Consider the following 12,059-nt stretch of genomic DNA (forward strand, 5'->3'; position numbering starts at 1 on the left):
GCGGATGGACGGCTGCGCCTCATCGCTTGTGCGCGACGCACGAGGCGGGGAAACCAGCGACCGGTCTGGCATGTCCCGGCAGGCCGTGACACGGCCTGCGACGAGAACCTGCTGCAGCCGATGGATTTTCCACGACGCCTGCATCCGCAACCTGATTGAAGGGACCGCCGGCAGCGAGGCGTGGTGTGTGACCGTGCGCGAACAACTGGCCATGCAGTCGCTATTGCAGCGTTGAGTAGACCGGTTCCAGCACAACTGGGGGCGGGGCCGGCCGCCGATTTAAACCTTTTCAATGCTTCCTGCATCCAAACCGGAAGTGGGAGTGCACAGCGCCCCGCTGCGACAAACTCCTGCCGCCCACAACCGGAACCAGACAATGCAATTTGCCGCACCACGCGTCCTGCTGTGCCTGCTAGCCGTGCTTCTCTTCCATTCTCCATCCGCACTCGCTGCAACGCGCGACGCTGCAGATGAGGCGGCGCGCCGCTTCATCGCGGTGACGATGAAGGAGCGCGGTATTCCCGGCATGCAGGTGGCGGTGGTCAAGGACGGCCGCGTGGTGTTCTCCGAAGCGCATGGCCTGGCCAACGTGGAGAACAAGGTGGTGGCGACATCGAGCACCCTGTTTCCGATCAACTCGGCGACAAAGGCGTTTACCGGGGTGGCGATCATGCAACTGGTCGAGGCGGGGAAGGTGGATCTCGATGCTCCGGTATCCACCTACCTGCAGCAGCTGCCGGCCGCATGGCAAGGCATCCGCGTACGCCAGTTGCTTGCGCACACCTCCGGCCTGCCGGACATCGTCGATGCGGATGGACTTGTAGGCGGTGGCTCCGAAGCACAGGCCTGGCAAGTGGTGGAGCAGCAGCCGATGCAGGCGCTGCCCGGCGCGCAGTTCGTCTACAACCAGACCAACTATGGCTTGCTGGCCAGGATCATCATCCAGCGCAGTGGCAAAGCCTACGAGGACTATCTGGCCGCTGGTCAGTTCGAGCCGTTGGGAATGCGCCACATCACGTTCGGCGACAGCTACGATCTGGTGCCGAATGCGGCAACGATCTACAGCTATTTCCCGCGCAGCAGCGATGCGGCCGATGCACCGCCACGGCTGTCGCACTGGTTTTATGACATGCCGCATGGTCTATGGGCCGGCGGCGGCATCCAGGCCAGCGCAGGTGATCTGGCGCAATGGTTGGCTGCCTTGCTGCAGTATCGCCTGTTGAGCGCGGACAGCCTTGCACGCATGTGGACGCCTGAGCGTTTGAACGATGGCAGTGTCGGTGCCTGGTCAGCAGGTTGGCCGGTGTCCGAAGCGCAGGGGCGGCGCCAGATCAGCAGCTTCGGAGGCGCACGCGCGGCGTTGCTGGTTTACCCGGATGAAGACTTGGCGGTCGTGGTGTTGACCAACCTGGTCGGTGCCAACCCACAGCAGTTCACCGCACAGATCGCCGATTTTTACAGATAGCAGCGTAGTGCCGAGCCATGCTCGGCAGGGGCCTTCCAAGCAAAACCAACGTAGTGCCGAGCCATGCTCGGCAGGTGCTTTCCAAGCAAAACCAACGTAGTGCCGAGCCATGCTCGGCAGGTGCTTTCCAAGCAAAACCAACGTAGTGCCGAGCCATGCTCGGCAGGGGCCTTCCAAGCAAAACCAACGTAGTGCCGAGCCATGCTCGGCAAGAGGCTTCACCGGTAATGCCTCAGCCGAACATGGTTCGGCTCTGCAGGCTCCTACAGCCCTCAGTACAGATCCATCGGGTCGACATCCAGCGACCAGCGCACACGCCGCGCCTGCGGCAAGCCATAGGCCTGCAACATCAGTCCGTCCAGCGCTGCATGCAGCGGTCGCCGCTGATCGGCCGACAGCAGCAACTGCGTGCGTTGGAAACCGGCGCGTCGCGGCATTGGTGCCGGCATGGGTCCAAAGCGTTCGACATCGTTTTGCTTTGGAAGCAGGTGCTTGAGCGCGGCAAGGAATTCATTGGCCTGCTCCACCTGTTTGGCTTCGGCCCGCAGCAGGGCCATGTGCGCGAACGGCGGAAATCCGGCCGCTTCGCGTTGCAGCAATTCGGCATCGGCAAAGGCGTGGTAGCCGCCGTTGACCAGGGTGTGCAGCAAGGCATTGTCCGGGTGATGGGTCTGCAGCCAGACCTCGCCGGGGCGTTCGGCGCGACCAGCGCGTCCGGCAACCTGGATCAACTGTTGTGCCAGCTTTTCGCTGGCGCGGAAGTCGGCAGAAAAAAGGCCTTCATCAATGCCAACCACAACCACCAGGGTCAGCTTCGGCAGGTCGTGTCCCTTGGCCAGGATCTGTGTGCCAACCAGGATACCGGGTTGGTCGCCCAGCGTTGCCAGCGTCTGTTCCAGTGCATCGCGGCGACTGGTGGTGCTGCGGTCGATGCGCAGCACCGGGTAGTCCGGGAACAACTGCAGCAGCCGTTCTTCCAGGCGCTCGGTGCCAATACCCTGCGGTTGCAGCGCCAGGCTGGCGCAGTCGGGGCAGGCCAATGGTACCGGTTGGCGGGCGCCGCAGTGGTGGCACTGCAGGCGGCGACCGCCCCCATGCACGGTCATCGGTGTCTTGTGCAGCGGCGTGCTGCAGCGTTTGCATGGCGCGGTCCAGCCGCAGTCATGGCAGAGCAGCACCGGCGCATAACCGCGACGGTTCTTGAACACCAACACCTGGCTGCCGGCCTTCAGGTGCTGCTCGATGCCGACCAGCACTTCCGGTGACAGACCATCCTGCAGCGGCCGCTTGCGCACGTCGAACACGCGTACGCCCGGCGGCTTGGCATCACCGGCACGCTGTTGCAGGCGCAGGTGCGTGTAGCGACCGCTGCGTGCGTTGTGCAGGGATTCCAATGATGGCGTTGCACTGCCCAGCACCACCGGCACGTTCAAGGCCTTGCCACGCACCATGGCGAAATCGCGTGCGTGGTAACGGATGCCATCCTGCTGTTTGTAGCTGCCGTCGTGCTCCTCGTCGATGACGATCAGGCCGGCCTGCGGCAGTGGTGTGAAAATCGCCGAGCGGGTGCCGACGATCACCTGTGCTTCGCCGCGTGAGGCAGCTGCCCAGACGCGTGCACGTTCGTTGTCGTTCAAACCCGAATGCAATGCATGCACCGGAATGCCCAGGCGGCTGCGGAAACGCTGCAGGGTCTGCGGGGTCAGGCCGATTTCAGGCACCAGCACCAGCGCCTGCTTGCCTTGCTGCAGGCAGTGGCAGATCGCCTGCAGGTAGACCTCGGTCTTGCCACTGCCGGTGACGCCATCGAGCAGGAAGGGCTGGAAGCCATCGGCCGCCTGCAAGGCGTCGATGGCCAGCTGCTGTTGCGGGTTGGGTTGCGGGCCGGGTTGGATCCGGGCCTGCGGGATTACCGCCGCGACTTCGATGCGCTGCGCATGTTCGCGCTTGAGCAGCGCGCGCGCGGCGCTGCGCCAGTCTTCCAGCTGTGCGTCGAGCAGGTCTTCATTGATCGCACCGCCGAGCAGCAGCGTGGCCAACCGGTGCGGACGGGTGCCGCTGCGCAGGCGCCCGTAGCCGGCGTGACCGGCTTCGGTCAGCTGCCAGGCCCAGCCATGGGTGTCGGGCAGTGGTTCGCCGCGGCGCAATGGGGCTGGCAGTGCGGTGGCGATCACCTCGCCCAGTGGCGCGTGGGTGTAGCGGGCCAGCCAGCGCAGCGACGTGCTGAGCTCGCCCTGCAGCACGGGGGCCTCATCCAGCCATTGCAGGGCCGGCCTCAGCGCAGCCGGATCATCGACCTGGCCAATGGCCTCGACCACCCCTATCAGTTCGCGCGGGCCGAACGGCACCCGCAACCGACGTCCCACATCGCTGGCCTGGGGCACAGCGCTGCCAACGGGCGGCAGGTAGTCGAACAGCTGCGGCAACGGGACCGGCAGGGCGAGGCGCAGGGTGGGGCAGGCAGGCATGGGCCAAGTTTAGCGGTAGCGGCGGGTTTGGCTGCCGCCATTCACCTGCATCCAGACCCTGTGAAGTCCTGCATAAATGCGGCGTAAACGCTGGCTGCGCATGAAGATTTATTGTTATCCACATTTCCTGTGGATAACTCTGTGGGTGAGCAATGTGCTCCACGCGTGCACGGCGATGGATCAAGCCTTTGGGTCAACTTGGTCAAAAAATAGCCACATCAATTATCTGTTTAAAATCAACAGGTTATCCGTGAAACAAAAAAGAAATACAGTCTCACGGCGGCTTGCATGCTGGCCTTGTCATGGCGTATTGACGCTGTGCACAAGTTGTTGCAGAGGCTTGCAAAATCGGTCCGGTAGTGCCTCGGGGCGTCGGCAGCCGGGTGTGCGCTGGGTATCATCACGGCATGACGGAGTTCACATGATGGCTGCACCAGCCCCTCTCTCGCCGGCCGCAGCCAATGCTCTGTCCGCCTTTTTACGCGGCGTGGAACGTCGTGCTCTGGTCGTTGCTGAATTGCAGGCCGGTGATGTCACCGTCGGAGAACGCGCGGTGGCAGTGGCCATGCGGGCCTTTGTCGGGCCTGCCTCGCAACTGTTGATGGTGGAATGGCCGGCCCGTTTCTGGGGCCTGCTGTGCAGCACCCCGCAATTGTTGAAGCCTGCCGGCCCAGGTAACTGGGCGCCGGAGGTGGCGCACCTGGCCACGCTGGCAGCGGGTGAGCGCCTGGCCTTGCTGCTGCGGATTGGTGCCGGTCTGGATGAAGCGGCGGCCTCGGCCGTGCTGGGTGTGGATGCGGAGGCTTACCGGCAAGCCCTGGCGGGAGCCTGCCCGCTGGATGCTGGTGGCCGTCCGGATGCCGCCAGCTGGCGCGCCTTGGCCGAGCAGGTGCAGGCACGGATCCGCGACCTGTCACCACCGCGCCTGCAGCAGCTGGAGCAGCTGCGCGAATCGGTCATTACCGGTGCAATGCCGTCGCCGTCGGTACCTGCCGCTGCGGCTGCCAGCACTGCGCGCAAGGAGGACGGGCGCCGTCGCAAACCCGCAGGGCGACGCAAGCAGGCCCGTCCGTGGACGCTGCGCACCTGGCTGCTGCTATGCCTGCCGCTGCTGTTGCTGGCGATGGTGGCATTGTGGTGGTGGCGTTCGCATACGGTGGTGGGCGCTGATCCGGGCAGTGGCGGTGGTCTTGTCGACAACGGCCCGGTGCAGGTGGAACCGCTGCCCGACGACAGCACCCCGGCGGGGCCGGGCGAGGATCCGCATGCCGCTGCCGATGCGGCGATGCTGGCCGATCCCGCCCTGGCGCTGGCCCGCGACGCGGATTTCTATGCCTGGTATGCCGCTGGTGGTCCGATGCCGGTGGATGAATCGCAGCCGCAGCCGAGCCGGCCGGAACCGGCCGGCGCAGCGTTGGAGACGAGCGATGCCGATGAATAAGTGGGGCTGGGCCGGTCTGCTCCTGGCCGTCGTATTGCCGCTGCATGCCGCCGCGCCGACCGCATTGCCGGGCCTGCCGGCGGGCACCAGTGCAGCCACGCCGCACAACAGCTGGGCAGCGATGAGCGTGGCGCAGAAGCGTGAGCTTCGTAGCCGCTACGCCGCCTGGCAGACGCTGCCGGCCGCCGAACAACAGCGCATCCGCCAGGCCGCGGCCGCGCTCGCTGCACAGCCGAATGCACAGCGGCAGGCGCTGCGTGCGCGCTACATGAGCATTGACCAGATGCATCGCGATGGCTGGTTGCTGGGACCGCAGCTGGGGGTGTTGTACCCACGCCTGCAGCCCTTGTTTGGCTACCTGCCCGCGGCCGAACGCGAGCCGGTGATCGCGCTGCTGCGAGAGCTTGATGCCTCACAGCTGGAGCAGTTGAGCCTGATCTCACAGCGCACCCCGCCGCAGCAGCGCGACGAACTGCGGACCCAACTGCTGGCATTGGCACCGGCGCAGCGCGATGCCTGGCTGCGCGAGAAGGTAGGCCGCTGACGCCCCCGCCGTGGCGCCTCGCATCCGCTGTTCATCCGCGGTGCGGGGCTGCAACACCGTTGCCACGCTAGAATGGGCGGCCCGCGACCCGGCATCTGTGCGCTTCCTGCGCCGGCCGCAGTCCGCGTCTGTTGCTCTTATGTCCATGTCTCCCGCTACGCCGCGCTTCCTGCAGGAAGTGCGGACGACCGGTCTGCTCGCCCTGCCGCTGGTGCTGGGCCACGTTTCCACCGGTCTGATCGCCTTTGTCGACAACACCATCGCCGGCCACCACGGCACCGATACCTTTGCTGCGGTCAGTATTGGTACGGCGCTGCTATGGCTGCCGATGCTGGTGCCGATCGGCACCTTGATCTCGCTCACCGCCTCGGTGTCGCAGCTGCACGGCGCTGGCCGTGACCGTGAGATCGGCCCCTTGTTCCGCCAGGCGCTGTGGTTGGGTGTAGGCCTGAGCGCGCTGATGTTTCTGTTCCTCAGCGTGGTGCCGGCCTTCCTGCCGGCATTCGGTATCGCCCCCGAGATCGTGCCGGGTGCCACCGACTTCCTGCATGCCATCCGCTGGGGCGTACCGGCGCTGACCCTGTACTTCTGCATGCGCTACCTCAGTGAAGGCATGCATTGGACCCTGCCGACCATGCTGATCGGCTTCGGTGGCCTGCTGGTGCTCGGGCCGCTGGGCTATGCGCTGTGCAACGGCAAGTTCGGCTTCCCCGAGCTGGGAGCCGCCGGCCTGGGTATCGCCTCCTCGGTGACCATGTGGGTGCAGGCGCTGGCCTTCGCCACCTACCTGTGGACCACCAAGCGCTTCGCCCACCTGCAGCTGTTCAGTCATTTCGAACTGCCGCGTCCGCGCGCGATCTGGGACCTGCTGCGTACCGGCCTGCCGATCGGCATCACCGTGCTGATGGAAGGCGGTCTGTTCATCATCACCGCGCTGTTGATTGGCCGTATCGGTGCCACCGAGGCCAGCGCCCACCAGATCGCGATCAACGTGGCGCAGCTGTGCTTCATGATCCCTATGGGCGTGGCCGAGGCCACTACCGTGCGCGTCGGCCATGCGGTCGGCAGCAATGATCCGCTCGGCGTGCGCCGCGCCACCTGGGCCGGCTACGCCATCGTGCTGGTGACCCAGCTGGTGTCGATCACCGCCTTGTTGCTGGGCCATGACGCGGTGGTGGGGCTGTATACCGATGACCTTGCGGTGGCCGCTTTGGCCTCCACCTTGTTGTTGTATGCGGCCACCTTCCAGATCCCCGATGGCATCCAGGTGCTGTCAGCGGGTGCCCTGCGCGGACTCAAGGACACCCGCGTGCCGATGTTCATCGCCATGTTCGCCTACTGGGGCGTGGGCATGCCGCTGGGCGCCGGACTGGGCCTTGGCCTGGGCTGGGGCCCGCAGGGCATGTGGATCGGCCTGATCATGGGCTTGACCGTGGCGGCGGTGCTGTTGGGCTGGCGGCTGCGGGTCAGCAGCGGCCGTCTGATCCGCCAGGCCGCCCCCTGACTTAAAGGCCATGCCGGCTGCGTCCGGTTATGCGTATCCTGACTTGCAACCAGCCCCAATCGGAGCGTCCATGAATCCCCCCCCTGTGCCACGCCGCAATCCCGTTGCCAGCTTCTTCATCGGCATCTGGGACGTGATGAACTTCACCCGTCGGTTGATCCTCAACCTGCTGTTCTTCGGCTTGCTGTTCCTGATCCTGATCGGCTTGATGGTTGCCGTGGGCAAGGGTGCTTCGTCGACGACGGTGCTGCAGGAAGGCACCACCCTAGTGATCGCGCCGGAAGGCCGTCTGGTCGAGCAGTACAGCACCGACCCGCTCAGCCGCGCGCTGGGCAAGGCACTGGGTGAAACCAATGCCGAAGAGCTGCAGCTGCGCGATCTGATCCGCGCCATCGAAGCGGCCAAGGACGACAAGAAGATCAACCGCGTGGTGCTGCAGCTGGACAAGCTGCAGCCCAGTGGTTTCGCTTCGATGCGTGAAGTGACCGCCGCGTTGCAGGATCTGCGTGCGGCCAACAAGCAGGTCGTGGCCTTCAGCGAAAACATGGGCCAGTCGCAGTACCTGCTGGCCGCGCAGGCCGATGAGGTCTACCTCGACCCGATGGGCGGCCTGTTGCTGGAAGGCCTGGGTCGCTATCGCCAGTACTTCCGCAGTGGCCTGCAGGACAAGCTGGGCGTGGACGTGCACCTGTTCAAGGTGGGCGAGTTCAAGTCCGCGGCTGAGCCCTATGTGCTCGACGCCGCCTCGCCGCAGGCCAAGGAAGCCGACCTGTTCTGGATGAACGACGTGTGGCAGCGCTACCTGGGCGACATCGCCAAGGCACGCAAGCTCGACGCCGCGCAGCTGGCCGCCGGCATCGACACCCTGCCCGAAGGCATTGCCGCCGCCGAAGGTGACCTGGCCCGCTTCGCCCTGCAGCAGAAGCTGGTGGACGGTCTGAAGACCCGCGAGGAAGTGGACGCACTGCTCACCGAGCGCGGCGTGGCCGATGGCGATGCTGACGGTGGCTACCGCCAGATTGGCCTGGGCGACTACCTGACCCAACTCGACGCACGCCGCTCGCCGATGGACTCGCGTCCGCAGGTAGCCGTGGTGGTGGCCGAAGGTGAGATCTCCGGTGGTGACCTGCCGGCTGGCCGTATCGGTGGCGTCTCGACCTCGGCGCTGCTGCGCGAGGCACGCGACGACGACGACGTGAAGGCGGTCGTGCTGCGCGTGGACTCGCCGGGTGGCGAAGTGTTCGCCTCCGAGCAGATCCGCCGTGAAGTGGACGCGCTCAAGGCCGTCGGCAAGCCGGTGGTGGTGTCGATGGGTGACATGGCTGCATCCGGTGGTTACTGGATCAGCATGAACGCCGACCGCATCTATGCCGACGAATCCACCATCACCGGCTCGATCGGCATCTTCGGCATGATCCCGAACTTTGCCCGCAGCCTGGACAAGATCGGCGTGCACACTGACGGTGTCGGCACCACCCGTTTTGCGGGTGCGTTCGACGTGACCCGGCCGATGGACCCCGCCGTTGGCCAGGTGATCCAGTCGGTGATCAACAAGGGCTATGCCGATTTCACCGGCAAGGTGGCAGCGGCACGCAACAAGCCGGTTGAAGCGGTGGATGAAGTCGCACGCGGCCGGGTGTGGAGCGGTGCGCAGGCCAAGGAGCGCGGTCTGGTGGATGCCTTCGGTGGTTTGAAGGCGGCCGTTGCCTTTGCGGCAGAGCGCGCCAAGCTTGGTGAAAGCGACAAGTTCCGCGTGCGCTACATCGAGAAGGCTGCGACCCCGTTCGCGCAGTTCATGACCGGCTTTGCCGGCAGCCGCGCAGGCGCCTGGATGTTGGCCGACTCGGGCATTGCGCGCATGCTGATTGCCAAGCAGATGCCGGAGCTGGACACCCAGCTGCGCTTCGTCGAGGACGCAGTGAAGGACCGCAATGGCGCACCGGTGAAGTCGCTGGCGTACTGCTTCTGCGGTTTGTAAGCGCGCCTGCGTGATGTGCAACAACAACGCCGCCCAAGGGCGGCGTTGTTGTTTGTCATGTAGTGCCGAGCCATGCTCGGCAGAGGCTTTCCCGGGAAGCCCCAATGCCGAGCATGGCTCGGCACTACAGGGATCTTTGCGGTAAAGCCCCTGCCGAGCATGGCTCGGCACTACAGGTGACGCGCGCTACTTGGCGGTCTCGGTGCCGCCAATTGCCGCATCCAACTCGGCCTGCTGCGCCTTGCTGGCCTGCTCGGCCGCTGCTGCGGTGGCTTTGGCCTGATCTAGGTCCTTCTTCATCGCATCACGCAGAGCGGTGGCCTGCGGGTCAGGACGGCGCTCGGTATCCGGCGCTTGTGGCTTGCACGCTGCCAGGGCAAGCAGCAATGGCAGGATCAACAGGGAAAAGCGCTTCATCGGCATGCTCCGCTGGGCTCAGGCAGCTATCCTAGCCCCATCTTCCCGCAGCGTCCTTTCATGGGCGCCGCCCCCGCATCGATGAGGAAACACAATGAACCCGCAGCGTTGGCGCCTGGATGGGCAAACCGCCTTGGTCACCGGTGCCAGTGCCGGCATTGGCCTGGCTATCGCAGGGGAACTGCTGGGTTTCGGTGCCGATGTGCTGATCGTCGGGCGCGACAGCGATGCGCTGGAAACCGCACGCGATGAGCTGGCTGATGCGTTTCCCGAGCGCGCCATCCACGCCCTGTCAGCCGATGTCAGCGATGACCAGGATCGGCAGGAGATCCTCGATTGGGTCGAAGACCACAGTGATGGCCTGAACATCCTGGTCAACAACGCCGGCGGCAACATCACCAAGCCGGCAATCGAATACTCCGAGGACGAGTGGCGCGGGATCTTCGAGACCAACCTGTTCTCGGCCTTCGAGCTGTGCCGCTATGCGCACCCGCTGCTCACCCGGCATGCCTCCTCGGCCATCGTCAACGTCGGCAGCGTCTCCGGCATCACCCACGTGCGCAGTGGCGTGGTCTACGGCATGACCAAGGCGGCGATGCAGCAGATGACCCGCAACCTGGCCTGCGAGTGGGCCGAGGATGGCATCCGCGTCAACGCGGTGGCGCCGTGGTACATCCGCACCCGGCGTACTTCCGGGCCGTTGTCCGATGCCGACTACTACGATGAAGTGATCGCGCGCACGCCGATGCGGCGCATCGGTGAACCGGAAGAGGTGGCCGCTGCGGTGGGCTTCCTGTGCCTGCCGGCATCGAGCTATGTCACCGGCGAATGCATCGCGGTGGACGGTGGTTTCCTGCGCTACGGCTTCTGAGTGCTGCAGTCGCTGCCTTCAAGCAGTGACTGCAGGCGTTGATGGTGCTTCTGCAACTGCTCGGCCTGGCTGGCGGCTGCAAAGCGCCATGCAGACTCCGCCTCGTTGACCCATTGTTGCCAGGTGGCGCAGCGCTGCGCCGGGTCGATCGCCGTGCAGGTGTCGCGCATGACCTCGCAGGCCTCACCGGCACCGGTGTTCGGGTTGCCATCCAGACCGGTGACCTGCATCGCCACACAGCGTGAGGGTGGCTCACTGCTTTCGCTGAAATAGGTCTGGCCTTCGCGGGTGCGACATTGGAACAGGTCGGGCAGCGGTACCGGTGGCGGGGCCACCACCACTGGCTTCGCCGGTTCCGGCGGCGCGACAACGGGCGCTGCCATCAATTGCGGCAGCGCTGGAGGGAGCGGGACTGCGAGCGGTGGCGGTGGAGGCGGGGTTTCCACGGCCTGCATGACTTTTCGGCTCTGTGTTTGCATGCCCTTCGGGCACGGCATGTTCTGCACGGTGAGTGCCCCGCTGGCATCGGTGCAGCGGTAGAACACGATCTCGCCGGCCTGCGCCGAGGCGCTGGCAAGCATCAACAATGCGACCAGGCAGCGCATCAGGTTCCCCCGCAATCCTGTTCAAGCCGCGCGTCGATGCCGCGTTGTTCGCGCATCAATTGCTGGCGCTCGCTCTGCAACGCGCTGTTGTAACGGCGGATCAGTTCCCAGCGCCGGTCGCGCAGCCGCGCGCAGACTTCCTGCGGTGGCAGCGCATGGCAGCTGTCGCGCACCAGCACCGAGCCCATCGGAACCGCGACGCCGGCTTGCCACGGGATGCCGCCGCCAGCGGGTGGTCGCGGCGGGTGTGGACCGCCGTGGCCGGGACCGTGGTGGCTCGGGTAAGCGTAGCCCCAGGTCGGTACCCAGCGCGGATTGCCGTCGTTGTTGTCGCTGGTATAGCGCTCGCCTTCGCTGGTGACGCATTCGTACATTGGCTGCGGCGGCTGCACCGTGACTACCCGCACTTCGCGCTGGATCACTGGTGCGGTTGTAGGTGTCGGTGCTGTGGTGGCCTGCCGCGGTGGTGGATCTTTCGGTCGCGTCATATCCAGCACCTGCTGCTGGGCGGCCTTGGTGCAGGGTGCATCCTGCAGCGACACCGCGCCGTTGCTGCCGACACAGCGGTAGATGCGGACATTGTCTGCCGGGCTGGCGGGAGGCGGGTCAACCGCCATGGCCGCACCGGGCAACCAGATCAGGCAACCGAGCAGGGGCAGGCGAGCGCGCATGCCGGCAGTGTGCCATGACGGCAGCGATGGTGTGGTTATGGGAGCGGCGTCAGCCGCCAAGCTGACAATGCGGGGTCTCGCTCCTGTAGCGCCGA

Annotated in this window: 10 protein-coding genes; 6 read left to right on the forward strand and 4 right to left on the reverse strand. The window is 65.5% G+C overall.

What is annotated here, in order from left to right; translation table 11 throughout:
- Positions 1–376: 376 nt before the first annotated feature.
- On the forward strand, positions 377–1,465 hold the full coding sequence (locus tag RT131_RS15240) for a serine hydrolase domain-containing protein (protein WP_313173640.1): 1,089 nt from the start codon (positions 377–379) through the stop codon (positions 1,463–1,465).
- Positions 1,466–1,737: 272 nt separating this feature from the next.
- On the opposite strand, the gene RT131_RS15245 is transcribed toward RT131_RS15240, so the two are convergent.
- A complete protein-coding gene (locus RT131_RS15245; RefSeq protein ID WP_313173641.1) occupies positions 1,738–3,933 on the reverse strand; it encodes a primosomal protein N' in 2,196 nt (731 codons plus the stop codon).
- Between the two features lie 487 nt (positions 3,934–4,420).
- Here RT131_RS15245 and RT131_RS15250 point away from each other — a divergent pair, with 487 nt between their 5' ends.
- From RT131_RS15250 to sppA, 4 genes are all read left to right on the forward strand, one after another.
- Complete coding sequence (locus RT131_RS15250; RefSeq protein WP_313173642.1) at positions 4,421–5,374, forward strand: hypothetical protein; 954 nt, start codon at positions 4,421–4,423, stop codon at positions 5,372–5,374.
- Positions 5,361–5,918 carry a DUF3106 domain-containing protein gene (locus RT131_RS15255; RefSeq protein WP_313173643.1) on the forward strand — a complete coding sequence of 186 codons (558 nt, stop codon included), beginning with the start codon at positions 5,361–5,363 and terminating at the stop codon, positions 5,916–5,918. Before RT131_RS15250 ends, RT131_RS15255 begins: the two co-directional genes overlap by 14 nt.
- Before the next feature lie 139 nt (positions 5,919–6,057).
- The gene (locus RT131_RS15260; protein ID WP_313173644.1) at positions 6,058–7,422 is read left to right on the forward strand and encodes an MATE family efflux transporter; all 1,365 of its coding nucleotides are present in this window, start codon (positions 6,058–6,060) and stop codon (positions 7,420–7,422) included.
- Between the two features lie 70 nt (positions 7,423–7,492).
- On the forward strand, positions 7,493–9,400 hold the full coding sequence (gene sppA / locus RT131_RS15265; RefSeq protein WP_313173645.1) for a signal peptide peptidase SppA: 1,908 nt from the start codon (positions 7,493–7,495) through the stop codon (positions 9,398–9,400).
- A 186-nt stretch (positions 9,401–9,586) separates the two neighbouring features.
- On the opposite strand, the gene RT131_RS15270 is transcribed toward sppA, so the two are convergent.
- Positions 9,587–9,817, reverse strand: coding sequence for a hypothetical protein (locus RT131_RS15270; RefSeq protein WP_313173646.1), 231 nt, complete (start codon positions 9,815–9,817; stop codon positions 9,587–9,589).
- A gap of 94 nt (positions 9,818–9,911) precedes the next feature.
- On the opposite strand from RT131_RS15270, the gene RT131_RS15275 reads away from it, so the two are divergent.
- On the forward strand, positions 9,912–10,688 hold the full coding sequence (locus RT131_RS15275) for an SDR family oxidoreductase (protein ID WP_313173647.1): 777 nt from the start codon (positions 9,912–9,914) through the stop codon (positions 10,686–10,688).
- Here the strand turns inward: RT131_RS15275 and RT131_RS15280 are convergent.
- Both RT131_RS15280 and RT131_RS15285 read right to left on the reverse strand, forming a co-directional pair.
- Positions 10,676–11,293, reverse strand: coding sequence for a DUF4124 domain-containing protein (locus RT131_RS15280; protein ID WP_313173648.1), 618 nt, complete (start codon positions 11,291–11,293; stop codon positions 10,676–10,678). The genes RT131_RS15275 and RT131_RS15280 overlap by 13 nt on opposite strands.
- Positions 11,293–11,910 carry a DUF4124 domain-containing protein gene (locus RT131_RS15285; protein ID WP_313173694.1) on the reverse strand — a complete coding sequence of 206 codons (618 nt, stop codon included), beginning with the start codon at positions 11,908–11,910 and terminating at the stop codon, positions 11,293–11,295. The genes RT131_RS15280 and RT131_RS15285 overlap by 1 nt, the downstream gene beginning before the upstream one ends.
- Between the last annotated feature and the right edge of the window lie 149 nt (positions 11,911–12,059).

Origin of the sequence: Stenotrophomonas sp. (genome assembly GCF_032066555.1) — a bacterium.
GTDB lineage: Bacteria > Pseudomonadota > Gammaproteobacteria > Xanthomonadales > Xanthomonadaceae > Stenotrophomonas.

What these genes read in the sequence shown, in the direction of transcription:
- RT131_RS15240 (WP_313173640.1), top strand. Translation starts at nt 377, where the DNA reads ATGCAATTTGCCGCACCACGCGTCCTGCTGTGCCTGCTAGCCGTGCTT.
- RT131_RS15245 (WP_313173641.1), bottom strand. Translation starts at nt 3,933, where the DNA reads ATGCCTGCCTGCCCCACCCTGCGCCTCGCCCTGCCGGTCCCGTTGCCG.
- RT131_RS15255 (WP_313173643.1), top strand. Translation starts at nt 5,361, where the DNA reads ATGCCGATGAATAAGTGGGGCTGGGCCGGTCTGCTCCTGGCCGTCGTA.
- RT131_RS15260 (WP_313173644.1), top strand. Translation starts at nt 6,058, where the DNA reads ATGTCCATGTCTCCCGCTACGCCGCGCTTCCTGCAGGAAGTGCGGACG.
- sppA (WP_313173645.1), top strand. Translation starts at nt 7,493, where the DNA reads ATGAATCCCCCCCCTGTGCCACGCCGCAATCCCGTTGCCAGCTTCTTC.
- RT131_RS15270 (WP_313173646.1), bottom strand. Translation starts at nt 9,817, where the DNA reads ATGAAGCGCTTTTCCCTGTTGATCCTGCCATTGCTGCTTGCCCTGGCA.
- RT131_RS15275 (WP_313173647.1), top strand. Translation starts at nt 9,912, where the DNA reads ATGAACCCGCAGCGTTGGCGCCTGGATGGGCAAACCGCCTTGGTCACC.
- RT131_RS15280 (WP_313173648.1), bottom strand. Translation starts at nt 11,293, where the DNA reads ATGCGCTGCCTGGTCGCATTGTTGATGCTTGCCAGCGCCTCGGCGCAG.
- RT131_RS15285 (WP_313173694.1), bottom strand. Translation starts at nt 11,910, where the DNA reads ATGGCGGTTGACCCGCCTCCCGCCAGCCCGGCAGACAATGTCCGCATC.